This window comes from Brevibacillus panacihumi (assembly GCF_003710985.1).
Taxonomy (GTDB): Bacteria; Bacillota; Bacilli; order Brevibacillales; family Brevibacillaceae; genus Brevibacillus; species Brevibacillus panacihumi.
On sequence record NZ_RHHT01000003.1, the window covers coordinates 209,569 to 234,311 of the forward strand.

The window sequence follows — 24,743 nt, forward strand, 5'->3', positions numbered from 1 at the left end:
GACCGTCAGGGTGCTTCCCCGACGGTCTTTCTGCTTGAACATTACTTGATGTATTGATGACTGACCAGATCGTCTGACAATACTTCAGTAGGAATGACAAATTCTACGACACCCATATAGCCTGGTGCCACGTCGTATTCATTGAAGACAATGACGAGCTTGCCAGCGTTGTTGATATAAAAATTTTGGTCTTTCGCAATGGAAGTGAACGCATCCGTCATCTGCTCTTCCTCACCCGTTGGAATCCAGTATACCTTTTGGGGATCTGCCGCCATCTGAGCCCTCATTTGTTCTTTGATATTTTCGCTAATCCGTTCGATATACTGATCGTCTTTAAACAACATCGGCAATGTGATGAGCAATTGATTCTTTTTATCAATAGTATCAATCTTGATTCGGGTTGATGCAGACCCTGCGATCTCTAGGACGTATCGTTCGATCGAGAGAATGTCGTCATTATCTGTTTTCACTTCGTAACCTGCGACCAGCCCCAGATGCCCTTCACCTAGTTTTCTTATTTCTTTGATTTCTGCCTGGAACTTGTCATATAGTTCCTTGCTTTCTTTGAAATACTTCTCGTTCAATCCGGCCTCGAGTGCTTTGTTTTCGAGGTGGGCAATGGAGGGAACCTTAATATCCGCATTGTAATTTAGTTCGTCGATCACATATTCCTTCCATGTCAGCACTTTGATAATCCGGTCCACGCCGGGGATCGAGGACAAGGCGTTCGCTACGGTCGGACTGGCATTAATGGTAGCGACGAAGATGACAGCAGCAGCTCCGATAGCAGCCAACCCTTTGGATTTGGGGCTTCTGTTTCTTTTCATTTTCAAAGATTGGGTAATGGCCCTGTCTACGACGAAATCCAGCTCTGCCGGTATGGGCACTTCTTGATACTCTTTTCGCAACTGATCTATTTTATTGTTCATTTTACTTGTTCTCCTTTTGTCGGCTCGACTGTCATCTTTATTCGTAAAAGCTGAAGGGCCTGATACAGCCTCGTTTTAATCGTATTTACGTTCTCGCCAAGGACATCCGCGACTTCTTCTATTTTCATATCCTCAAAATATCTCAATACGATGACGCTTCGGTATTTCACTGGCAGATCATCAAGGGATCTTTGCAAATCCAAGTCCGAGTATATATCCTCTGCGCCCATCGCGTGGAATTCTATGATTTCATGGTCCGCCATGTGAACGATCTTCTTCCTGCGGAGAAAATCCAAAGCGGTGTTCACCACGATTCGGTAGAACCAGCTTTTGACCGCTTCGGAATCCTTCAAGCGATCCATATTGGTCATGGCTTTATAAATGGCGTCCTGGACGATATCGAGCGCATCTTCCTTGTTTTTGACATAGCTGTACGCGAGCCGGTAGACATTCTCTTTATGCTCGGTGATACAGAGGATCAGCAATTTTTCGTGTTTCCTGTTCAACATGTCGTATTGCCCTTCCTAACTTGATTGAGGTGTTTTATGAATAAAACGAATGGAGAGGTTCAAAAAGTTTGTGCTACAGCTTTCGCAAGAATCGAGGCGTAATACTCGGCACCGTCCCGGTTCAGATGCACGCCATCACGATAGAAGTATTCGCCCTTGCCCTCGCTGGCTGAATACCAGTCTACTATAGCGGTATTGTTGAATTCATTGGAAACCTCTGCAATCGTTGCATTGACCGTATCCTGCCAATTCCTGGGGACCCGTGTATTTACTAAAACGACCTGCTTCGCATCGCTAAGCGAATGAAGCAAGGCTCGTAATTGCTTTTTGCTGAAAGCTCCATTCGTCCCCAGCTCAATGATGATCCGGTCGCCTAGCTTGCCCTGTGCCTTGAGCTGGTCAATGGCATCCTGTGCCTGCCGCATCTGACGGCCGACCTTCCCGTCCACGGCTATACCGGGGAGCATTTTTGCGAGAAAAGGTTTCGCATCCAGGATGACGGAATCTCCAATCGCTGTGATGCCTTTTCCTGATTCGATGATGTCCGGTGGCACAAGTGTCTGGGCTTCCGGATGAGCCGTGTCTTGTGCTGCAGACGCGGGTTTCCGGGCTTCCGGATGCTTCGTATCTTGTACGGTGGATGGCGTTTCTGGTTGCTTCGATCCGTTCTGTGAGCCTGCTGTTTCGACAACATGTGCAGGAAGTCCCTCTTTGGACTGGGAGATGCTGCAGGCGGACGGAATAAGGAATGCCGGCAAAATGGCTGCAAGAATAACCGGAAGGACGCGTCGGCGCAGCGGAGAGTATGACATTTTCCAGTGGAGGTGTACTCTTCCTCGCCGAAAAGGCTCCTCGATATATCGATAAGAGAAAGCGGCAAGTATCAGGCTCGCTGCCAGTTGCAGGATGATCCTGGTCACTCCGGCATCATCCGTATTCGCGTCAGGACTCGTCAGGATGATGACTGGGTAATGCCATATGTACAAGCTGTACGACCGGACCCCTAACCAGCGCAGAGGCTTGCAGCCCATGATTTTTCCTACCCTGCTTGCCGGATGTGAAAGGACGGCAATTACGGCTGCAGCAATCAAAGACAAAAACAGCAATCCTCCGCGATAAAGCCAATCGTCATATTCAACGGTTTGATAGATGAACAAGATGAGAGCCAAGATCCCGATGCCGCCTGCGATATCGAGCGTATTGCGAGCAGCCGTTGAGACCCGATCATTCATCTTCTGACTCGGCCATACTACCGCCAAGGCAGCGCCGGTCAAGAGGGCGAAAGCACGAGTATCCGTACCATAGTAAACGCGGCTGGGATCTGTACCCGGTACATAAATCATAGCCATGGCCATAGCAGAAAGCGCCGCGCCTGCCAGGATCAGCAAGGCAAGTGTCCCGCGACGGGAGGCAATTTTTAATCCGATCACGAGCAGCAATGGCCACATCACATAAAATTGTTCCTCAACAGACAGGGACCAGAGGTGCCCGATCGGGGAGGGGGGGCCAAAGCTCTCAAAGTACGATACCTGGTGAAAAATCAGCCACCAGTTGTTTATGTAAAAAAGCGAAGATAGAAAATCTCCCTGGAGAGCGTGCAATCGGGAGGAATCTACAAAGTAAAGCCATGCAGCCACAAACAGCAGCATGCCAATCATAGCCGGAAGCAATCTGCGGGCTCTGCGGATCCAGAAATCTACTAGACTCAGCCTCTGATGCCTGTTCCATTCCGTAATGATTTGATCCGTAATGAGGTATCCGGAAATGACAAAAAAGATCCCGACGCCAAGCAAGCCTCCCTGCGCCCATTTCAGATTCAGGTGGTAAGCAATGACGGCAAGGACGGATAATGCTCTGAGACCATCAAGTCCCGGCATATAACGTTTGGCATTTGCCCGATGCACACCTGCCTGGCTTCCGGTGGTTTGATGTCTGAACAGCTTCGTGTTGTCGTTCATGATGATTCAGTCCTTACGTTTGTTTTATCGGATAAAGCTAGGACGGCCAGACTTGGGTAAAAAGTTTTGATGAGGAGAAAATTTATTTCTCTTTATTTTCAGTTAATTCCAACTTCAGGCAATTGTGCTATAATTTATTCTTCGAAAAGTCTATCTACTTCGAGTGATTATGCAAAAAGCGGGGGGTTTTCATGCCGTTTATCACGGAGACAAAAGATCTGGGCCGCATTTTTGGAAGCGGTTCTGCTGCGGTTCACGCCTTGCAAGGAATTGATCTGCAGGTCGAAAAAGGGAAGCTGCTCGTGCTGAGAGGCCGTTCCGGTTCCGGAAAAACGACCTTGCTCAATCTGCTTGGCGGATTGGACCGACCGACCAGCGGGGAGGTTTACTTCCAGGGAACAGAGATTGGGAGACTGCCAGATCGAAATCGCACAAAAATCAGAAGACAAGGCATGGGATTTATTTTTCAATCGTTTGGCTTGTTTCCTTTGATGTCTGCGGCGGAGAATGTGGAGTTCGGCCTGCGCTTGTCAAAGGTCGCCACCAGGGAATGGAAGACGAGAATCAACGAGTCGCTGGAGCTTGTTGGATTGAGCAAAAGAGCCCATCATCGCCCATATGAGATGTCGGGCGGAGAACAGCAGCGCTGCGCGATTGCCCGGGCAGTGGCTCATCGACCGCAGCTGCTGTTGGCCGATGAACCAACGGCAGAATTGGACAGCAAGACGGGCAAAAAAATCAGCGGCGTTTTTCGCAAGCTGGTGGAAGAAGAAGGGATGAGCATTATCATGACTACGCATGATCCGAGTGTGATGGAGGTGGCCGATATTGTATACGAATTGGAAGACGGAACCATCCGTCAAAGCAAGCTTGCCTAGCCTGATGAGGCATGCAGCGATCGCATCCGCTTTTGCAACGCTGCTGTCCGGCTGTTCCCTGTTGCCCAAGGAAGAACCGATCCTCGCGCCTCCGCTGGTAGAGCCTGTCCAGGTCACGTATGACGTAGCAGAAGTCACGCTCGGAACGATCAAGAGGAGTATCAGAGGAACAAGCACCTTTACCACTGTCGACAAAAAGGAGCTCTCTTTCCCGGAGAGCAAGGGCTTGCGGCTGAAGACGCTGAATGTCAGCAGCGGGGATATGGTGAAGGCGGGGCAGGTTCTGGCTGAGCTCGATGCAACCGAGCTGGAGCGAAGCATCGAGATGGCGAAGTATGAAGTAGACAAAGCCAAGCTGGAGCTTTTGGAGGCCCAGCAGGATAACCAATACGAGGTGGAAGAGGCCAGGTTGAATGTCCTCAAGGCAGAAATGAACGCCAAGGTCAGCGAGACCAAACTCGCCCAGATCGAGCTGGAGCAAGCCAAGTTAAAGCTGGCGGAGCTGGAAGATCCCAAACGGCGTGAATACAAGATCGAGCGTGCGAAATTGAATGTCAAGCAACGGGAGATGGATCTGGCCAGTTTGCAAAAAAGATTGGCGGATACCAAGCTTATCGCTCCGATGGACGGATTGGTTCTTTTCGTCAGCAATGAGCAGGTCGGCGACGAGATAGATGCCCATCAAACGCTGGTGACCATCGGTGATCCAAACAAGCTGCATGTACTCTATACGGCCCCGGAACGAGATACGATCAAGGATGTGAAGGATGGAGTAAAGGCACTCATCAAGCTGCCGGACGGGACAGAGGTAGAAGGAATTGTCGTACAGACTCCATTGAATGTACCCGATGATGTGCCTGAGGAGCTGAAGCGCTTGTACCACCGCAGCCTGCTCATCGCACCGGTCAAACCACTGCTGGGAATAGAAGTGGGCACCTCCGTGTACTTCGAGATTGTCGTGGAGCAGCAGGAAAATGCGGTGATCATCCCGAGCAAAGCATTGCGCGCATTCAATGAGAGAATGTATGTCCATGTACTGGAAGAGGACGTGAAAAAGGAAGTTGACGTCACAGTGGGCATCAAAACCGAGGCCGAAGTAGAAATCTTAAGCGGACTGCAGCCGGGCCAGTTGGTCATTTTGGAATAAGGGGGGAAGCATCGTGGCTATGCTGCAGATGATTTTGCGAAAAATGCTGAATAACCGCTGGCTGGTCGGCAGCCTGCTGCTCGGGCTTGTCGTCGCGGTCGGGCTGATGTCCAGCATCCCCGCGTTCACGAATGGCGTATTGCAACGATTATTCGTCAAAGACATGGAAGAATATCAGCGGGTAGTGAAAAATTTTCCTGGCGGCCTTTTGGTCTCCATCAACCAGGACATAGGCGCCCAAAATGGAGCCAAAGTGCTTGCTCACTTGACGAACATTCTCGAGAACGACGTCATACCGTCCTTGTCCGCGCCATTGCTCGAGCGAGTGACCGTAATGCGGTCGATTCCCTTCATGGCGGTATTGCTGGATCAAAAGGAAGGGTCTCCCGAGACAGGGATTTTGTATTCGTTGACCAATCTGGATCAGCATATCACCTTGATAGACGGCCGTCTTCCCGCGGCAGAACCCGTTGACGGAATCTATGAAGCGCTCGTCACCGAAAAAGGGATGATGGACCGCAAGATGGTGCTAGGCCGTATCTACGAGCTGACGACGAGCAGCGCGGAGGACGCGACCTTTCGCGTCAAACCGGTAGGAGTCTTCAAGGAAAAGGAGGGCAACGATCCGTACTGGTTCGCCAAATCCACCGAGTACAACAAAGGGTTTATATTGAATGAGGAGCTGTTTCGCAAAACGATATTGGAAGAGAAAAATCTGGTCACCGCAATCCGCTATTATGCGGCCTTCCAATATCAGGAATTCCAATTTACGGACAAGGAAAAGCTGGTTTCAGTCGTGCCGGAATTGGAAGAAAGTCTGATGCAGATCGGACTGAAAAAATCGGATTTGAGCTTTCAGTTTCCCGTCAGCTCGATCACGACAAAATACGATGAGCAGAATCAACATTTTCGGACCATTTTGTGGTCCATGTACGTCCCTATTTTTGTCATGCTCATCATCTATCTGGTCATGGTCTCAGGGCTGATTATAGAGAGGCAGCGGACAGAGATCGCGGTTCTCGGGAGTCGAGGAGCTGGAAGAGCACAGATTTTTGGCATCTATTTTGTGGAAATTCTGATTTTGGGTCTCCTTGCCTTGCTGATCGGACCGTTTGTGGGGATCCAGCTCAGCAAGGTTCTGGGGATCTCCAACGGATTTTTGGAATTCGTCGATCGGACCGGGATCCAGGTCAGGATGGATGGCGAGGTAATGGCCTACGCGGCTTGGACAATACTCGCTTGCATGTTCCTCTTGCTCATCTCTATCTTTATCGCGACGCGGCAAAACATTGTGACGCATAAGCAAAACACAGCCAGAATGACCGGTCAAGCCATGTGGCATCGGCTTTTTCTCGATGTGCTGCTCTTGCTGATTGCCGGGTACGGCTGGTACTCCTATCAAAATATGATCGAAAATGTCGGAAAGACGACAGAAGGCTCGATGGTCATGACCGTGGACGTCCTGCTGTTTTTTGTACCTGTCTTGTTCTCTCTCGGATTTGGTCTGTTGTGTCTGCGCATCTATCCTTTGTTTTTGCGCGGAATCTACTGGCTGGGGCGAAGGATCTGGCCGATATCGGTACATACCACTCTGGTGCAGGTAGGGCGTGCTTCGCGGCAATACCAGTTTTTGATGGTGTTTGTGACCATCACTGTAGCAGTCGGGATGTTTAGCGCGAGTACGGCGCGAACAATCAATCTCAATGCAGAGGAGCAGGTCTTTTACCAAAATGGTGCGGACGTGCGTCTTATGGTGAACTGGGCCAGCGACAAACCGTTTGTGTTTATCCATCGGAACCCCAACATGCAATTCGAGGGAGCCAAGATCGCGCCGGAGCCCGTCAGGCCCCCGATTCAGTACGAGGAGCCTGATTTTGAACAGTTTCAACGGCTTCCTGGCGTCGAGCACGCAACCCGGGTTTTCATACACGACATGGCAGAAATCAGCGAAGGGCAAAAAAGCGTCAGGGAAGTAAGGCTGATGGGCATCGACCCGAAGGAATTCGCCCAGACGATCTGGTGGAAGCAGGAACTGCTGCCCCATCACATCAATGACTATCTCAATGTATTGGGGAAAAAGCCGAATGCAGTGTTGATTTCCCGTACCTTGGCCAACAAGATGAACGTAAAGGAAGGAGACACCGTCATGGTCGGGTGGAAGCGGATCCGCCCGGTAGAAATGATCGTATACGCCATCGTTGACTATTGGCCCGGTTGGAGTCCGGTCGGTCCGCGTTCCTCCTCCTCTTCAGTGATGGAGGAAAAGTATCTGATGGTGGCCAACCTTCCTTTCATCCATGGGAAAATGCATCTGGAGCCGTACCAGGTCTGGCTGAACATGCAGCCGGAAGCATCGTCTGAGGCGTTGTACAACGGGCTGACGCAAAATGATGCCAAACCCATCTTTTTAAGCAATGCACGCCAGCAGCTGATCGAGATCAAGAACAGCGCGTTCTATCTGGGGGCAAATGGGTCTTTGACGCTCGGTTTCTTGTTGTCAATGCTGATTACTTTCATTGGATACGTGATGTACTGGGTGCTCACGCTGGGTGCGCGCAAATTGCAATACGGTGTTTTTCGAGCGATGGGCTTGTCATTTGGCAGCCTCGTTCGCATCATCGCCTGGGAGCAGTTTTTTACCTTCGGCGTTGCTTTTGCGATGGGAATGGCAGCGGGCAAGCTGGCGAACATGCTGTTTCTTCCGGCGCTCAGTCTGTATCTGCATGCAGAAAAACAGGTTCCCCCCTTTACGATCACTTCCGCTGCGGAGGATGAGTGGATGATCTATTCCTTCGTCGCCATTACGTTGGTAGTCGGGATCGGGATCGTCGGGGCCATCCTGTCGCGCATGCAGATCCATCAAGCCGTGAAGCTGGGGGAGGATTAGGAGCATGATTGTATGTGAAAACCTGGTGAAAATCTACAAGGCTGCTGACTTGGAGGTCGTGGCCTTGCAGGGCCTGGATCTGATCGTGGAGGAAGGCGAGCTGATGGGGATCATCGGCAACAGCGGAAGCGGCAAATCCACCTTGTTGAACATGCTGGGCGGATTGGATCGCCCCTCCGCAGGGAAGCTGTTCGTGGCAGGGAAAAACCTTTTCCAGTTAAATCAAGCGGAGTTGATCCAGTACCGCCTGCGAACGGTGGGCTTCGTCTGGCAGAACAATGCGCGCAACCTGATTCCCTACCTGTCAGCCCAGCAAAACGTGGAGCTGCCGATGCTGATCGCGGGACAGCGGAAGCGGGATCGCGCCCGCGAACTGCTGGAGATCGTCGGCTTGGGACATCGGAAAAAAAACAAGCTGAGTGAGCTGTCTGGCGGGGAACAACAGCGTGTAGCCATCGCGATTGCCCTCGCCAACGAACCAAAGCTGCTGTTGGCCGATGAACCGACCGGCAGCGTGGACAGCAAAACAGCAGCGATGATCCTGGACCTTTTTAAGGAATTGAATCGGACAATGGGGCTTACGGTTGTGATCGTGACGCATGATCCCGAGATCGCCAAGAAGGTAGATCGCGTCGTAGCGATTCGCGATGGAAAAACCTCCAGTGAAATCCTGCGTCGGGATACGGCCGGAGAGCAGGAGGAAGGGGAGGCCGAGAATACGCATGAGGAGTGGGCGGTGCTCGATCAGGCGGGGCGTCTGCAAATTCCGCAGGAGTACCTGCAAGCGATCGGCGCGGAGGGGAAGATCAAGATCGAGTTGGAAGAAGGACGGATCGTCCTGTATCCGCCTCCTCCCAAGCGAGCCTAGTCCAAGCGGAACAAGCGGTGCCAGATGGAGCTTTTCCGTTGCTCGCGCTGGATCTTTGCCAGTTCCGCCTTGACTGAGAGAATATCATTCATCGCTTTGGTCAGACGCCAGTCCCGTTCCTTCAGACTGGTACGGATATATGCTTCCTGCTTCTCCACGCGCTCGGTCAAGGCATGGTGAGCGAGCTCCTGCTGCTGGACGTGACAAGCCAGAGCGTGCAGTCTCGCTTCCCATTCAGTCGGGCGCAGCTCGAGCTGCTGGGGAGCTTGCGCAGATGGGGTTGCAGGTACTGGTGCGGGTGCCGAAGCGGCGGCGCTTTCTGCACGGGCGGATTCAGGAGACTGTTGACTTACGATCATGAGGGCTGCTTCCTCCTGGGGAAAAAGCTGGTCCTTGGTCAAGCGGTAAAATCGCTCCAGCGCGGCTACGTCAATCTGGCGATATTCCCGGCGGTTCTGGCTGTCGCGTACGAACCAGTACCCTTGTTGCTCCAATAAAAGGCTCCATTTGCGCAAGGTGCTCGCACCGATTCCCAGCTTTCGGGCTACCTCTTTGCCCGTGTAGGTTCTTTCCCTGGCGACCAATTCAATAACGTTTCCCAACGATCATCCCTCCTGTCTCAACAATTCCTTCTTCATACTAGGCTTTTTCGTTGCCAAACGGGCATATCCTGTTGCCAATCGTGCGACAATTTCTATCAGTCTTCGTACGGTACGCAGCGTTGTGTCGACTGGCGTCAATCCCTGATTTTGCAAGGCAGCCGCATGCATGCAGAGGACATTGGACCAGGGGGTACACGTACATTTTCGGTCAATCTCCGCTTTTGCTCTAGGTAGGCACTGCCAAACGTACATAGGATGCAAAAGAAGGAGGGATTGACAACATGGCATTTAGAGACCAGGTAAGAAAATTTGAAGGGCGACAGGTCAGAGTAGAAACGGTCGATGGAACCTTCACTGGCAGACTGGTTGAGGTCAAATCCAATACGATCATTCTGCGGGAGAATGACAATCGTCGTACTATTATTCGTAATTCCAAGATTGTTGGCGTTACTGAGCAAGACGACTGCTAAAGCATGATGGCTCATGACTACATTAACAGGAAGTCCTAGTACCTAAGGGCTGTCGAGAAATCGGCAGCCTGTTTGCTTTGCCGCAGGATGCGGATGGGGGAGTAAAAAGATGAGGTTGCCACGAAAGCGTGTAATGATTGATAATATAAGAGTTAGGCATATTATTCCAAAAATTCTTTTGTTTTGAGGAGGGGTTTGATTGCGGATCATTGATTTGTCGCAAACGATGGAGACCGGCATGCCGCAGTATCCAGGACAGCCGGATGCCAGCTTTGTTCAGGTGAGTCGTGTGGAAACAGACGGGTTTCAGGTGACAGATGTTCATTCTGTCGTCCACGTCGGTACGCATTGCGACGCGCCTGCTCATTTTATTTTGCATGGCGAGACGATTGAAACAATCCCGCTGGACCGTTTCGTCGGCGAGGCGGTAATCGTCGATGTCCCCCCTTCTTCAGAGCGGGAATTAAAGCCGAACGTGCTGGAAGGGGTCGCCTTTTCACCAGGAGACATTCTGCTGTTTCGCACAGGCACCAGCGCCAAATGGGGAACGGAGGCCTACAAGAGCGAAGCCCCGTACTTCGGCGAAGAGCTGGCGTTGGAATTGGTCAGGCGCGGGGTCAAAACGATCGGGCTAGACTTCATCTCGCCGGACCCCGTGGAGACAGAGACCTATCCAGCCCATCATATTTTTCTCGAGGCTCGTCTCGGCATCGTAGAGAATCTGATCAACCTGGAACAACTGGATCGGGAGCGGGTCTTCTTCTCAGCGGCTCCGATCAAGATCAAGGGAAGCGACGGGGCCTTCGCCCGCGCATACGCCGTCTTGTTTGACTAAGGGATGCGAGGAGGTGCGCCTTCGTGGTAACATGGATATGTTGGGCCAACATTCCAGGAAGGCAGGAGAACCTATGTTAGAGATCAGATTCCACGGACATTCTACCGTACAACTGTCGAGCGAAGGACACTCAATCATCATCGACCCGTTTATCACCGGGAATGCGCAAGCGACGACGAAACTGGCAGACATCCAGGTTTCCTACATATTATTGACTCACGGACATCAAGACCATATCCTGGACGCCGTAGAATTGGCGAAACAGAACGAAGCGACGATTGTGACGACTCACGAGCTGGCGACGTATCTGGGCTGGCAAGGAGTACAGACAATCGGAATGAACCTTGGCGGATCGCTTGAGCTGCCGTTTGGAAAAGTAAAAATGACGCAGGCTTTCCACAGCTCCGGTGTGATTTTGGACGATCAAAAGCAAATCGTCTACATGGGAATGCCAGGCGGATTTATCATCGAGATGGGCGGAAAAACCGTCTATCACGCAGGGGATACAGGTTTGTTCGGCGACATGAAGATGCTTGGTGAATTGCATAAAATTGATCTGGCCTTCCTCCCGATCGGAGACTTGTTTACGATGGGACCTGAGGATGCAGCTCTGGCTGCGCAGTGGGTCAGAGCCGACTATGTCGTGCCCATTCACTACAATACGTTTCCGCCGATCGTACAAGACGGGGATGCGTTCGTCGCGGGACTGGCGAAGAAGGACATTCAGGGCAAGGCATTAAAGCCGGGAGAAGAGCTGCGTCTGCCGTAAAAGAATATCGAATCGACGCAAAAGCGAGAGCCGCGATCCCGAACGGATGGCGGCTCCCTTTCTGTGCAGCCTTTCTACAGCCCCTCGACCAGGCGTGCTGCGCGCTCGGCGGCCTCCCGGCGAAGCTCCTCCCAGGAAAAGCGCGTAAACTGGCGACCTCGCATCAGAACCTGACCGTTGACGATTGTAGTGTCTACATCTGCTCCCGTGGCGCTGTAGGCGATCAGGGCGCAAAGATCGTGAACGGGCTGCAAATGCGGCTTATCCAGATCCAACAGGATCAAATCCGCTTTTTTGCCTGGCTCGAGCGTCCCGACCTCGTCATCGATTTGCAGCAGCTTGGCGCTTTCGATCGTGGCCATCCGCAGCACCTGCCAAGCCGGCAGCAAGGTCGGGTCGCCGTGCTGCAGCTTTTGCAGCCAGGTAGCGGCCTTGATTTCGGCAAACATGTCCAGCGTCGTGGCACTTCCGGCTCCATCCGTCCCAAGTCCTACGGTTACGCCCTGCTCCAGCATCTCGCGTACAGGTGCAATTCCGCAGCCCAGCTTCAGGTTGCTGACCGGGTTGTGGGCGACACCGCCGCGCATGCCGGAAAGCAGCAGCACGTCCGCGGCATCCAGATGGACAGCGTGGGCGAGCAGGACGTGATTGTCCGCGAACATGCCGAGCCCATGCAGGTATTCAGTTGGAGTCTGATTGTACCGCTCGCGTATTTTCGCCACTTCCTCGCGAGTCTCTGCCAAATGGATGTGCAAAGGAATCTGCCGGCTGCGGGCGATCTGGATAATCTCGCTCAACGGCTGCGGGGGGCAGGTGTAAGGAGCATGCGGGCCTAGCATGGTAGTGATCCGTCCTTCTCCCGCACCGGTCCAGGTGTCGATGAGATGGAGCGCCTCCGCCATCCGCTTGCCGCCGTCATCCTGCAAAAAGACGACGCCGCGTGTCAGCGATGCACGCATGCCGCTGTCCACGACAGCTTGTGCCACCTGATCCATGTGGACGTACATGTCGGCAAAGCTCGTTGTCCCGGATGCAATCATCTCAGCTGTCCCGAGCATCGTCCCCCAGTAGACGTCCTCCGGGGTCATCCGCGCCTCGGCAGGCAGCATTTTTTTGTCCAGCCAATCCATCAGCTTGAGATCGTCGGAGAAGGTGCGAAGCAATGACATGCTGGCATGGTTGTGGGCATTGATCAGCCCGGGCATTGCCACCAGTCCCTTGCCTGCGATCACCTCGTCCGCTGGATGCTCCAGCTTCAGGTCAGGCCCGATCGCCGCGATCCGCTCGCCTTCGATGAGCAGATCTCCGACGAAGGGGGCATCTCCTTCACACATGGTGAGAATGGTACAGCCTGTGATCAAGGTTCTTTTCATCGTTCTTCCCTCCTAAGATTCGTTCGCTATTACGGTAAAGCTTGACGTGACGGGAAGGTCAAGAGATGAAATTCTATGAAATTTTGTTTAATAATTGGCGATTGACGAAAGAAATATTACTTCCTACAATAGAAGGTAAGATTTGGGTGAAAGTGACGGTGGCAACATGCTAAACGGGGGACTTGTCAGTTTGCAGGCGATATTGGAAGAATTGAAGCCATCTGAGCAAAAAGTCGCCCAGTATATTTTGGCGCATCCGGAAGAGGTCGTGAAGCTCTCCGTGCAAAAGCTGGCTGAGCTGAGCGGCGTATCGGAAGCGACGATTATTCGCTTGGCCCGTTCACTCAATATGAAAGGGTACCAGGAGCTCAAGCTGCGAATTGCAGGAGATTTGAACAAACAAGTCACGAACAATCTCGGCAGCTACCAGGAAATCATGATGGAGGGCTCGATCGAGTCCATCATGCAAGCGGTGAGCTGGAACAATATCCAGTCCATTCAGGATACGCTGTCTGTTCTGTCCAGCGATGAAGTAAAGCGGGCGGCAGACTCCCTCTCCCAGGCGCGCAAAATCGATGTCTATGGCGTCGGCGCTTCCGCGGTGATTGCGGCTGACATCAAACAGAAATTTTCGCGGATCAATCTCTGGTGCGAAGCCTACGCGGATTTTCATGCTCAGCTGACTTCTGCTGTCAATCTGACAGAGCAAGACGTCGTGATCGGCATCTCCTACTCCGGACAGACGGAAGATATTATCCAGTCCTTGACGGAAGCGAGACAGCAAGGAGCGACCATTATTACCTTGACCAAATTCGGCCCTTCTCCCGTCGCGGAGCTGGCTGATATACGCTTGTTTACGAGTTCTGTGGAAAAAAGCATACGCAGCGGTGCCATGGCATCGCGAATCGCCCAGTTGAACGTCATCGACATTTTGTTCATTACCATGGTGAGCAGACAGCAGGAGGAGGTCATCCCACTGCTGGAAAAAACGCGGGTGGCGGTAAGCAGGACAAAGCGCTCATCCGGATGAGGAATGGAGGAGGGGCATGGACGAGGTAAAAGATTTATTGCAGGAATGGGTCCGTGAAGGATTGCTGCCGGGAGCCGCATTGCGGGTTGTGCATAAACGCAAGGTCTGGTACGCCTGCGAGGCAGGGACAACTTCCGTCAGCAAGGAGCAGCCCGTAACGTCCGAGACTTTATATGATCTGGCTTCCTTGACCAAAGTGACGGCGACATTGCCTGCGATCTTGTGGCTGATGCAGAAGAAACAGCTGGCGCCGGAGGATCCGCTCGGCAGGTTTTTTCCGGATTGCCCGGCTGACAAGAAAGGAATAACCGTCGCGCATCTGCTTACACATACATCCGGCTTGCCAGCAGATTTGGAACAGCGGAATCGTGATGACACCCTGGTCTTCCCGGAGTTGATCTATCAGCAGCCGTTGCAAAGCGAGCCAGGCACCAAGGTCGTCTACAGTGATCTCGGGATGATCTGGCTGGGATTGTTGATCGAGAGGGTCAGCGGCGAACCGTTGGATGCATTTGCGCAGAAGCATATCTTCCGCCCTTTGCAGATGAATCACACCCTTTATTGTCCGAATAAATCCCATTTTCAAAATATTGCATCTACGGAGTATTCTTCCTTAATCGGCGGCTACATCTGCGGAGAGGTTCACGATGAAAAGGCGTACGCGATGGGGGGAGTAGCCGGTCATGCTGGTCTGTTTGCTACCGCTGACGACTTGGCCGTCTATGCGCTCAGCTGGCTGGACGAGGAGAGGGCGATACTGGAATCGAAATGGAGATCCATCGCGATTCGCTGCCATACCTTGGGCCGCGGCGGAACGCGTGGTTTCGGCTGGGATTTGAAAGGACCAGACCGGGAGAGCAGCTGCGGGGTGCGTTTCCATCCGACCAGCTTTGGGCATACAGGCTTCACCGGAACGAGTCTTTGGATGGATCCGGTCCAAGAGATCGCGGTTGTTTTCCTGACGAATGCGGTGCATCTCGGGCGAGACCATCAGCTTCGCCGCTTGCGGCCGCTTCTTCACGACGCTGTCACGGCCCGTATACGCAAGGGCCTGACCGAATAATCCTGCGTGTCCATCAGGGATGGCAGGAAAAGACCAGTTTTATCATTCAGGGGGAGGGTTTGGCATGAAGCAATTCCGTTCTCGCATGGCGGCATCCATTTTTCTGGCTGCTGTCATGACACTGGTTGGATGTAGTGGGGGAGGCGGCGGCAGCGGTACTACCGATCCTGGCGGCAGTACAGCCGCGCCGGGAGGTCAAACGTCTGAAGGCTCGAGTGGCGGCAGCCAAGGCGGGGGTGAACAGGTCACCGTCTCCATGCATAGCTGGCGGGTAGAGGATACCGAAGGCTACTCCAAGCTGATTCAAGCATTTGAAGCGGAGAACCCCGGCATCAAGATCGATTTCAAGCCATTCAAGGCAACTGAGTACAACACGATTCTCAATACCGCCCTGCAAAGCGACAGCGGTCCTGACATCCTGCAGCTTCGTCCGTACGCACCGGGAATCTCATTGGCTGCAGCTGGGTATCTGGAGCCGCTCGACAACCTGTCTGGCATCGATCAATTCCCCAAAGACGTCCTGGCTGCTGCTACCGGCAAGGATGGCAAGGTGTACGGAGTGCCGTTGTCTCTGAACTCCACGCAATTTTACTACAACAAAAAAATCTTCGAGGACAATGGCCTGAAGGAGCCGAAAAGCTGGGATGAGTTGATCGCCATTTCCAAAACACTGAAGGAAAAAGGCATCACGCCGATTTCCTTTGGCGCCAAGGAAGGCTGGCTGCTCTCGCTCAGCCACGGTGTCATCGCGCCTGGGACCTACAATGGCAATCCTTTCGTGGAGAAGCTGGTCAAAGGAGAGGTTGATCTGACCAGTCCGGAATTCCTGAAGTCCATCGAACGAATGAAGGAACTGGTGCCTTATTTCCCGGAAAATTATGTGGGGTTGGAATTAAATGATATGCGCACCTTGTTCGCGACCGGAAAAGCAGCCATGTTTATCAATGGAAGCTTTGAACTCGAAGGGATTCAGAAGCTCAATCCGGATCTGCAGCTCGACTTCTTCCCGATGCCGACAGAGGACGGCAAAGCGGTGCTGACTACGTGGGTAGACGGCTCCTATGCAGTGAACGCCAAGGCGAAGCACAAAGCCGAAGCGCTGAAATTCCTGGAGTTCATGACCACGCAAAAGTTCGGCGAGCTGTTTGCCAACGAATTCAAGCGGATCAGCGCAGTTCCCGGCGTCAAGACAACCGACCCGCTGGTCAACAAGATGGCGGAGCTGTCGCAATCCAGTTCCACGCCGTACATCATGGTGGTTCATTTTGCTGAGGGGAATCCGACGACGAAGCAGACGCTCGAAAATGCTTTGCAAGGGATGTACCTCGACAAGATGACGCCGGAGCAGGTCGTGCAGGAAGTGCAAAAATCGGCTGCTTCCTGGTTTGAGCCGTTCAAAAAATAGGCATTTGCGAGGGCTATGGCAGGGGTGAATGGCGTCTCGTCCTTCGCCCCTGTGACTCTGAGATAGGAGGTGGCGAACATCGGTGTTCCCAAAAGACAAACGATTACGCCAAAGGGACGCTTTCGATGGATAGTCCATCTGTTTCCTTTGCCGGCCCTTGTCATCTACGCCATGTTTGTCGTCTATCCCATTTTCTCCGCGTTTACCTACAGCTTGTATGAATGGAATGGCATCAAGCAGGGAGTGTTCGTCGGTCTCAAAAATTTTCTGACGCTGTTTTCCGTCGAGCCGTTCAATACGATGTTCTGGAACGCCTTTGGCCATAATGTGATCTATTTTCTTGTGGAAATGATTGTGCAAAACGGCATTGCTTTTGCGCTTGCCTTCTTTATTTATCGCAAGCTGCGCGGTTCGGGCTTTTTAAAGGTGGCGTACTTCATGCCGCGCCTGCTCTCCGTGATTGTAGTTGGGTTTTTATGGAAATTGATTCTGAACCCGAACTACGGCGCTCTCAATACTCTGTTTACCAATCTCGGGCTGGGCTCGTGGGCAAAGCCGTGGCTTGGTGATCCGGATACCGCCTTGCTGGCGATCATTCTGGTCAATTGCTGGTTTGGGATCGGGTTTGCCATGCTGATTTTCCTGGCTGGCCTTCAGTCGATCCCGGAGGAGCTGATCGAAGCAGCACGTCTGGATGGGGCCAAAGGGATCAGCATGCTGGTGAAGATCATTTTGCCGCTTTGCATGCCCGCTATCACGATTATGACCATTTTTACCTTTATTCAGGCATTTGAAGCCTTTGAGCTGGTGTATGCCATGCAGGGGTCGATGGGAGAGCCGTTTCGCTCTACCGATACCCTGGCAGTCTATTTCTACCGGCTGGCGTTCAGCAGTGCGGGAGGCGGGGACGTGGCGATTGGATTGGGCTCAGCTCTGGCGGTCGTACTCTTCGCGATTGTCGCCTCGGTGTCGGCGTTGTCCTTGTATTTGATGCGAAAACGGGAAGTGCAGCATTGACCGGGTGAACACTACCATCGGCAGTCTGGAGAAAGGGGGAATTGGACCTGAAAACAAGTGTGAGTACCCGTGCGATCCAGTACATGCTTGCCTATCTGTTTGTCCTGGTGGCGCTATATCCCATCGTGCTGATGGTTGCTTCTTCATTCAAGACGAACATGGAGATCTTTGCGAATCCGCTCTCCTTGCCCCAGTCCTTCAGCCTGGATGTATACCGGAAGCTGTGGGAGGTTGTGCCTTTTGGCGATTTCCTGCTCAACAGTGTCATCGTCAGTGTCACATCGGTCGTGCTGATCGCGGTCTTTTCGGCGATGGCAGCCTTTTATGTCGCACGTTTTTCCTACCGCTGGACAGGAGTGCTCTACTTCTTTTTTCTTGTGGGCTTGATGATCCCGATCAAGCTGGGGATCGTTCCGTTGTTTCTGCTGATGAAAAATCTCGGCCTGCTCAATTCGCTCTGGTCGCTGATCTTGATCTACACAGCGAGCGGCATTCCGATTTCGGTCTTTATCCTGACCGGGTTTTTCCGTACCCTTCCTGTCGAACTGGAGGAGGCGGCGCGAATCGATGGCTGCAATCACTTCCAGGTGTTTTGGCGGGTGCTGCTGCCGCTGATTCGCCCAGCCCTGGGCACCGTGGTCATCATTAATTTCATCAGTGCCTGGAATGATTTTTTCTTTCCGCTCATCTTCATTCAGGAGGATGCGCTCAAGACGATACCAGTCGGGATGATGGTCTTGTTCGGCGAGTACGAGACGGACTGGAGCCTGTTGTTTGCCGGTCTTACCTTGTCCGCTCTGCCGATGATCGTGGTCTTTTTGCTGGCGTCCAGGCAATTTATGGAGGGGTTGACAGCTGGTGCAGTCAAATAAGCAACGGAAACGCTGGGTGATCGGGATCGATGGAGGCGGGACCAAGACCAGAGCGGCGATCGCGGATACGAGGGGACAGGTGGCCGCAATCATGACAGGTGATGCTTCCAATCCGCTGTCGCGGCCTTGGACGGATGTGGAGCAGACGCTGCGAGAATTGATAGAGGCGTTGGTTCGCAGTGTTGAAGCGGGAAGTGAGGACGTAGCCGCACTCTATCTCGGCTTGGCAGGGGCGGACCGCGCTTTGGTAGCGAATCAGATCTCGTCAGCCTTTGGGCAGGAGTGGCAGGGGCGTCTGTTCGTCGACAACGACGCCACAGCCGCCCTCTACGCAGGGACATGGGGGGAGCCCGGCATCGTTCTGATCGCGGGGACGGGGTCGATCGCCTATGCGATTGATCGACACGAGCAGCGGCACCGCGCCGGAGGCTGGGGCTATTTGCTGGGGGACGAAGGCAGCGGATTTGACCTTGGCAAGCAGGCGGTCGTGGCTGTCCTGCGGGCATTCGATGGCAGAGGGGAAGCCACTTCATTGACAGAGGCGCTGCTCGCCCATTATGCAATCCGCTCGCCTGCGGACGCGATTGCGCTGATCTATGGGAGCTCCAATCCGCGCAAGGAGCTGGCCGATTGCAGCCGTCTGGTTGAGCAGGCGGCGCAGGGGGGAGATGCTGTTGCGATGCAAATCATTCAGCAAGCGGCAGCCTCGCTGGTGGAATTGGTTCACGCCTGCCAGCGGAAACTGGACGAACCTCTGCCTGTCGTTCTTGCCGGAGGTCTACTGTCGACCGATACCAGTTTGAGGCGGGAGCTCGAGAAGACAGCGGACTTTGAGCTGTGTGTGCCTGTCGTATCGCCTGTAGTTGGCGCTCTGGTAGCGGGATTGAAGAAAATACGGATTCTGCCAGACGGAGAAGTGATCGAACAGCTTCGGAAAACGCAGGCGGTTCAGGAGGGGAGCGATGTTGATGAGTGAGAATCTGCAAGAGCTTCAGACCGAGATGCGCAATCAGGCGAGTGAACGGCTCGATCAGATGTCCGCACTGGAAACGGTGACGCTGATGAACGAAGAGGACCAAAAGGTGGCGCTGGCGGTCAAGGCGGCGCTTGGCGATGTGGCAAAAGCGGTGGAAGTGATCGCCGCTGCCCTGCAGCGAGGGGGACGGCTGCTCTATTTCGGTGCCGGAACGAGCGGACGACTCGGGGTGTTGGACGCTTCGGAGTGTCCGCCTACATTTGGCACCCCTCCGGGTATGGTCCAAGGCGTCATAGCAGGCGGGCCAGCTGCCTTGGTGGAAGCGATCGAAGGGGCCGAAGACTCGCTGGAGCTGGGGCGCGAGGACGTCCAGCGGATCGGTGTGACGAGCCAGGATGTCGTAGTCGGCATCGCGGCAAGCGGCCGTACGCCTTACGTGATCGGCGTGCTGGAGGAGGCGAGGCGCAGGCAGGCCAAAACGATCGCTCTCTCCTGCAATCCTGAGCCGGATATCAGTCAGGGGGTGGATATCGCCATCAACCTGATTGTGGGCCCAGAGGTCGTGACGGGCTCGACCAGATTGAAAGCCGGTACGGCCACCAAAATGGTGCTGAACATGCTTACGACAGCGAGCATGGTCCAGCTTGGCAAAGTATACGGCAATCTCATGGTTCACTTGCAGGCGACCAATCAGAAGCTGCGTGTGCGAGCGAAGCAGATGGTCATGCAAGCGACCGGAGCTGGCAGCGAAGAGGCAGAACGACTCATCGCCGAGGCTTCTGGCGATGTGCGGGTAGCCATCGTAATGAAGCTGGCGGGATTGACGAAAGAGCAAGCAGCACAACGTTTACATAGAGCAGCTGGTAGAGTTCGGCAGGCGATCGAACAAGAATAGAAAAGCCAAGAGACCTTTGCGACACGGCTCAGGTCTCTTTTTCATCCAGCACATTCCCTATTAGAAAAAGATGGAAAAGGGGAATAGAATAAAGTAAAATAAAATTTGAATGGAAATGGATCACGGCTGAGGCTATTTCTTCTAACAGGAGTGGCCATTTTCCCATACCTTTTTGGGAAAATGGCGTTCATTGCCTGAACTGGCTGGATGCAGCGAAGGCAGGTTTGGAGGGACGCAGTGGATGGGGAATCATACGATTTTAACAGCGGGTTTTGCGCAAATTCCCAAAGGGACAACGCTATACGAGGTCTCTCCGATCGTAGGTTGTGTCCTGATTATTGATAAGGAACATGATGTGATATGCGATGCGAGCTTTACTTTTGTCATGGAGAAGACAAACGAGTTTCTGGCAAGTTTGCTTCTGGGAAAATCAGTTGCGCAAGGGATGAAAGAGATTACCCCGGTCGTTTCGGAACGCTTTCTGGGTCCAGGTCAGGGGGCAGTTCTCCAGGCCATTCGCGCTGCGGTGGATCGTTACCTCGAATCAAAAACATGATAGCCTATAGCCGGAGGGTTGCACATGCGTGAGGACCTTACAGAAAAAGACGTATACACTCGCCAATTGTTGGAAAAGTACTGTCAATGGATCAGCAGAATCGAACAAGTGGATCAGATAGAGGTAGAATTGACGGTTAACGAAATGAAAACGAAATTGCCAGAGGCGGACAGCGTTCTGCACGGCCGTGTATTGCAAGAGATCGGAAACTTGCATGAGAAGGTAACCGAGATGCAACGAATGTCAGAACATATGAAAATTTTGCATGATTTGAGCCATACCTTTGCAATGACATTCGACGTCAATCAAATATTGTGGAAGGCATTCGAGCTGGTCTCGCGGGTGATGAGGGCAGATGCATTTTTCATCGCTTTTCTCAACGAAGGGGACAGTGAATTTCAGATCCCGATCAGCGTCGAGAGCGGAGTCAATTACGGCCCCTACACGATACCCTACGGACAAGGCTTGGTTACCAAAGTAATAGAAAGCGGAGAGACGATCCACCTTCGCACGATGAGCGACGAGCCCAGTGAGATCGAGATCATCCGATGGGGCAGAGAGGAAGTCGATACCAATACGTGCCTGTTCGTCCCGTTGATGCTGGGCAAGCAGGTAATCGGCGTCATTTCCGTTCAGTCCTACAAGGAGTTCGCTTACAAGCAGGATGATGAAGAGCTGCTGAAAATCATCGGCTTTCAGGTGGCCAGCGCTGTAGAGAATGCGAGATTGTATGAGCGCCTATACCAGATGTCCTTTCAGGACGAGCTGACGGGCTTGTCCAACTATCGGGCTTTTCACCGGGATCTCGAACAGCTTATGACCGAAGGCAGGCCCATCGCTTTGATCATGCTGGATTCAGACAGTCTCAAAACCGTCAACGACCGCTATGGCCATCATCTGGGGGACGAGCTGATCAGACGGGTTGCGGATGCGATGAGAGCGGTTGCCGAAGATGGCGATACCACGTACCGCTACGCGGGTGACGAGTTCATGCTGCTTTCCCCGAATGCAACCCTGGAGGAGGCAAAGAAAAAGGCGTGCGCGATTCGTGATTATCTCGAGGAGTTTCCGCTGATTCAGGAAGACGCCTGCATTCCCATCACTGTCAGCGTAGGGATCGCCTGTTATCCGTCCGATGCGAATACGGGGGACGGACTGAAGCGGGCGGCTGATGAGGCTTTGTACAGATCCAAGCGCAATGGAAAGAACTGTACGACTGTCTACGCGGTAGGGTGAGGACCATGCAAAAACTAGCGGTAGGCTTGGCGATGATGACGTTTTTATACTTTGTTGTGCTCTGGACAGCGTTTGCCATGTACCATGTCATTTTTCAAACGCCATTCGATCATAATTGGGATCAATCCGGGATGTTTATCGGGATCGGGATGGTGACCATACCTTATCTCATTCTTGGTTTCATTCTGCGATACTTCAGTGAAAGACCGGTCATGGAAGCTTTTCAAATCAGTCTTTTGACGGTGGTATGCGAGCGTGTTTCGATCTATTTGATCGGGTATTACTATGCTTCCCATGGCTACGGCAACCCCGAACCGCTGCAATTCATCCGCGGCGAGGCGGCTCCGTACTATACCCCCGCCTATATTTTTGCGGGAGGGATCATCAGCGTATTGCTGGCAATGGTGGTTGCGAGGATTCGGGTGAATAAGGCGAATAGAGTCTGATTTTACAGGACGTTCATATAACGCGAGGGGCAGTCGGGATTGACCGGCTGCTTTTTTACGTCCCATTGTTTCTACCCGGTTATAAGAAAATGTAGCGTAGTGCTTCATATATCATTGCACACATATTATTTGTATGCAAATAATATGTGTGCATGTTATGCTTAACCTAATGACTTTCTGTGAGGAGTAAGGAGGGTTCATATGGATCGTATTGAAGATTGCTATGGATTTCTGTTGGGAAAAGCGTATCAAAAGGTCTGGCAGATGGAAAAGGCGGCACTTTCTCAGTACGGAATAACTCCTGTCCAGTTTGTCCTCTTACATGTTCTGTGGGAAAAGGATGGACAAAAAGGAGTGGAATTGGGAAGTAGGCTGCGTTTGGATGGAGCAACCATTACAGGTGTGCTCGATCGATTGGAAAAAATGGGCCTCATTGAGAGGCGTCCCGATCTCAATGACCGTCGGACAAACCTGATTTTTCTGACTCCCAAAGGTAGCGAACTGGAAAAGCCGTTGAATCAGGTAACCGATGCCGTGAATAAAGAGGTAATCTCGATGTTCAGTGAGGAAGAAGCGAAAATGTTCAAAAGCATGCTGACCAAATTGGGTTTAGGTCAGAAAGGTCATAGTTGATATCAATGGAAAAGAAACTGCACTATGCTTGGATCATTTTGTTCGTAACATTTTTCGCTTTATTGGCCGTACAGGGTATAAGGCTTTCTTTTGGCGCCTTTATTGAATCATGGGAGAACGAATTCTCTCTGGATCGCGGCACTATTTCACTTGTCTCGACGCTGAGCTTTATCATTTATGGAGTCTCCCAACCGATTGCAGGCAGGCTGATCGATCGCTTCGGAGCTCGAACGATACTTCTATACAGTACTCTTTTGGTTGGTCTTAGCATGCTGTTTACACAATGGATCACATCAGCATGGCAATTGTTTTTCCTCTACGGCGTAGTTGCGTCCATCGGCGTAGGTGGAGCCTCCAATGTAGCGGCGACTGTCCTTGTCTCCAATTGGTTTAACGAAAAGCGAGGCTTAGCGTTCGGCGTGCTGGAAGCCGGCTTTAGCGTTGGACAAATGATAGTGGTTCCTGCCGCCCTTTTTTTCATTCAGTGGTACGATTGGAAAATGGCCGTTGCCATTTTTGGTTTCTTCCTGCTAATCGTCATTTTCCCGGTTCTGCTGTTCCTTTTGCGGAATCATCCTGCCGAAAAGAACCTGCAGCCGATCGGGGGGGCTAGAGAAGAAGATAAACCAGGCAACCGAATCCCTAATGACGCAGCTCCCCCGGTCGGGAGCATTTTTCGATCCAGGAACTTCTGGTACTTGATTTTACCCTTTTTTATCTGCGGATTTACTACCACCGGCTTGATGGATACCCATCTGATCCCATTCGCCCAACTTTGCGGGTTTACAACAACCGTGACTGGGTTGGCTGTGAGTCTGCTGGCTGCTTTTAACACGATGGGGACATTAATGTCTGGTTTTATTGCGGATCGCTGGAGCAGCAGAAAATTTTTGGCGGCCTTGTACATATTGCGCGCTCTTTCAATCTGTTTCTTGATTGTGTTTGTAAGTGATCCCGAACTTCTGCTGTTTTTTGTCGGACATCCATCGCTGCTGCTTCTGTTCGCAATCTCGTTTGGTCTTGTGGATTTTGCAACGGTGGCGCCTACCCAACTACTTGCAACGCAGCATTTCAAACAATACTCCATGGGACTAGTCATGGGCTGGCTTTTTCTAAGCCATCAGGCAGGTTCAGCGTTGGGAGCATACTTGCCCGGTATGTTTTATGAACACACGGGTGATTATACGCTCGCATTTTATGTCTCGGTCCTATTGCTTGTCGGAGCTGCTGCTTTGAATCTCCTGATGCCTGAGCCAGATAAGATTATGAGTCGTAAGGCATGAATGGGAAAACATCATTTGAGGCAAGAGGACCAGGAAAAGCTGGCCCGAGGAAAAAGGAGAAAAAAGCGAAGGCATTTGGGATCTTGACCAAGCCGGAACGGAAAAG

The 24,743-nt window shown here is 52.4% G+C and carries 24 protein-coding genes; 19 read left to right on the forward strand and 5 right to left on the reverse strand.

The features are described from left to right. Window positions 1-41: 41 nt before the first annotated feature. From rsiV to EDM58_RS03855, 3 genes are read right to left on the reverse strand one after another with little or no spacing between them, the layout of a single operon-like run. Window positions 42-929 (reverse strand): anti-sigma-V factor RsiV, encoded by an 888-nt coding sequence (rsiV, locus tag EDM58_RS03845; protein WP_122912164.1) that lies wholly within the window; start codon window positions 927-929, stop codon window positions 42-44. Continuing rightward, window positions 926-1,438 (reverse strand): RNA polymerase sigma factor SigV, encoded by a 513-nt coding sequence (locus EDM58_RS03850; RefSeq protein ID WP_122912165.1) that lies wholly within the window; start codon window positions 1,436-1,438, stop codon window positions 926-928. Before EDM58_RS03850 ends, rsiV begins: the two co-directional genes overlap by 4 nt. Before the next feature lie 59 nt (window positions 1,439-1,497). Then, window positions 1,498-3,396: an acyltransferase family protein gene (locus EDM58_RS03855; protein WP_122912166.1), complete on the reverse strand. Its 1,899-nt coding sequence runs from the start codon at window positions 3,394-3,396 to the stop codon at window positions 1,498-1,500. 191 nt (window positions 3,397-3,587) lie between these two features. Here EDM58_RS03855 and EDM58_RS03860 point away from each other — a divergent pair, with 191 nt between their 5' ends. From EDM58_RS03860 to EDM58_RS03875, 4 genes are read left to right on the forward strand one after another with little or no spacing between them, the layout of a single operon-like run. Next, window positions 3,588-4,274, forward strand: coding sequence for an ABC transporter ATP-binding protein (locus EDM58_RS03860; RefSeq protein ID WP_122912167.1), 687 nt, complete (start codon window positions 3,588-3,590; stop codon window positions 4,272-4,274). Then, window positions 4,225-5,421 carry an efflux RND transporter periplasmic adaptor subunit gene (locus tag EDM58_RS03865; RefSeq protein WP_246000531.1) on the forward strand — a complete coding sequence of 399 codons (1,197 nt, stop codon included), beginning with the start codon at window positions 4,225-4,227 and terminating at the stop codon, window positions 5,419-5,421. The genes EDM58_RS03860 and EDM58_RS03865 overlap by 50 nt, the downstream gene beginning before the upstream one ends. Window positions 5,422-5,440: 19 nt before the next feature. Then, window positions 5,441-8,308, forward strand: a complete 2,868-nt coding sequence (locus tag EDM58_RS03870; protein ID WP_246000536.1) for an FtsX-like permease family protein — start codon at window positions 5,441-5,443, stop codon at window positions 8,306-8,308. Window positions 8,309-8,312: 4 nt separating this feature from the next. Next, window positions 8,313-9,176, forward strand: coding sequence for an ABC transporter ATP-binding protein (locus EDM58_RS03875; protein ID WP_122912169.1), 864 nt, complete (start codon window positions 8,313-8,315; stop codon window positions 9,174-9,176). Here EDM58_RS03875 and EDM58_RS03880 read toward each other — a convergent pair. Beyond that, window positions 9,173-9,778, reverse strand: coding sequence for a MerR family transcriptional regulator (locus EDM58_RS03880; protein WP_122912170.1), 606 nt, complete (start codon window positions 9,776-9,778; stop codon window positions 9,173-9,175). The genes EDM58_RS03875 and EDM58_RS03880 overlap by 4 nt on opposite strands. 281 nt (window positions 9,779-10,059) lie before the next feature. Between EDM58_RS03880 and EDM58_RS03885 the strand changes: the two genes are divergently transcribed. From EDM58_RS03885 to EDM58_RS03895, 3 genes are all read left to right on the forward strand, one after another. Further along, window positions 10,060-10,248, forward strand: a complete 189-nt coding sequence (locus EDM58_RS03885) for an LSm family protein (protein WP_122912171.1) — start codon at window positions 10,060-10,062, stop codon at window positions 10,246-10,248. A gap of 199 nt (window positions 10,249-10,447) precedes the next feature. Beyond that, window positions 10,448-11,083, forward strand: coding sequence for a cyclase family protein (locus EDM58_RS03890; RefSeq protein WP_122912172.1), 636 nt, complete (start codon window positions 10,448-10,450; stop codon window positions 11,081-11,083). Window positions 11,084-11,156: 73 nt separating this feature from the next. Continuing rightward, on the forward strand, window positions 11,157-11,852 hold the full coding sequence (locus EDM58_RS03895; protein ID WP_122912198.1) for a metal-dependent hydrolase: 696 nt from the start codon (window positions 11,157-11,159) through the stop codon (window positions 11,850-11,852). Between the two features lie 74 nt (window positions 11,853-11,926). Here EDM58_RS03895 and EDM58_RS03900 read toward each other — a convergent pair whose 3' ends face one another. Then, window positions 11,927-13,225, reverse strand: a complete 1,299-nt coding sequence (locus EDM58_RS03900) for an amidohydrolase (protein ID WP_122912173.1) — start codon at window positions 13,223-13,225, stop codon at window positions 11,927-11,929. A gap of 166 nt (window positions 13,226-13,391) precedes the next feature. Between EDM58_RS03900 and EDM58_RS03905 the strand changes: the two genes are divergently transcribed. The 12 genes from EDM58_RS03905 to EDM58_RS03960 all read left to right on the forward strand — a co-directional run bounded on the left by EDM58_RS03905 (window position 13,392) and on the right by EDM58_RS03960 (window position 24,637). Continuing rightward, a complete protein-coding gene (locus EDM58_RS03905) occupies window positions 13,392-14,255 on the forward strand; it encodes a MurR/RpiR family transcriptional regulator (RefSeq protein ID WP_122912199.1) in 864 nt (287 codons plus the stop codon). A 16-nt stretch (window positions 14,256-14,271) separates the two neighbouring features. Next, complete coding sequence (locus tag EDM58_RS03910; protein ID WP_122912174.1) at window positions 14,272-15,318, forward strand: serine hydrolase domain-containing protein; 1,047 nt, start codon at window positions 14,272-14,274, stop codon at window positions 15,316-15,318. A gap of 64 nt (window positions 15,319-15,382) precedes the next feature. Beyond that, window positions 15,383-16,723: an ABC transporter substrate-binding protein gene (locus EDM58_RS03915; protein ID WP_122912175.1), complete on the forward strand. Its 1,341-nt coding sequence runs from the start codon at window positions 15,383-15,385 to the stop codon at window positions 16,721-16,723. Window positions 16,724-16,894: 171 nt separating this feature from the next. After that, a complete protein-coding gene (locus tag EDM58_RS03920; protein ID WP_246000537.1) occupies window positions 16,895-17,740 on the forward strand; it encodes a carbohydrate ABC transporter permease in 846 nt (281 codons plus the stop codon). A gap of 83 nt (window positions 17,741-17,823) precedes the next feature. Beyond that, on the forward strand, window positions 17,824-18,612 hold the full coding sequence (locus tag EDM58_RS03925) for a carbohydrate ABC transporter permease (protein WP_425455600.1): 789 nt from the start codon (window positions 17,824-17,826) through the stop codon (window positions 18,610-18,612). Beyond that, a complete protein-coding gene (locus EDM58_RS03930; RefSeq protein ID WP_122912176.1) occupies window positions 18,599-19,588 on the forward strand; it encodes an N-acetylglucosamine kinase in 990 nt (329 codons plus the stop codon). Before EDM58_RS03925 ends, EDM58_RS03930 begins: the two co-directional genes overlap by 14 nt. Beyond that, window positions 19,581-20,483, forward strand: a complete 903-nt coding sequence (gene murQ, locus EDM58_RS03935) for an N-acetylmuramic acid 6-phosphate etherase (protein ID WP_122912177.1) — start codon at window positions 19,581-19,583, stop codon at window positions 20,481-20,483. The genes EDM58_RS03930 and murQ overlap by 8 nt, the downstream gene beginning before the upstream one ends. 241 nt (window positions 20,484-20,724) lie before the next feature. Further along, window positions 20,725-21,039 carry a DUF3870 domain-containing protein gene (locus tag EDM58_RS03940; protein WP_023555891.1) on the forward strand — a complete coding sequence of 105 codons (315 nt, stop codon included), beginning with the start codon at window positions 20,725-20,727 and terminating at the stop codon, window positions 21,037-21,039. A gap of 24 nt (window positions 21,040-21,063) precedes the next feature. Further along, on the forward strand, window positions 21,064-22,275 hold the full coding sequence (locus tag EDM58_RS03945; RefSeq protein ID WP_122912178.1) for a sensor domain-containing diguanylate cyclase: 1,212 nt from the start codon (window positions 21,064-21,066) through the stop codon (window positions 22,273-22,275). 5 nt (window positions 22,276-22,280) lie between these two features. Continuing rightward, window positions 22,281-22,721 carry a hypothetical protein gene (locus EDM58_RS03950; RefSeq protein ID WP_122912179.1) on the forward strand — a complete coding sequence of 147 codons (441 nt, stop codon included), beginning with the start codon at window positions 22,281-22,283 and terminating at the stop codon, window positions 22,719-22,721. Between the two features lie 201 nt (window positions 22,722-22,922). Next, a complete protein-coding gene (locus EDM58_RS03955; protein WP_122912180.1) occupies window positions 22,923-23,354 on the forward strand; it encodes a MarR family winged helix-turn-helix transcriptional regulator in 432 nt (143 codons plus the stop codon). Window positions 23,355-23,359: 5 nt separating this feature from the next. Further along, on the forward strand, window positions 23,360-24,637 hold the full coding sequence (locus tag EDM58_RS03960) for an MFS transporter (protein WP_122912202.1): 1,278 nt from the start codon (window positions 23,360-23,362) through the stop codon (window positions 24,635-24,637). Window positions 24,638-24,743: the final 106 nt, after the last annotated feature.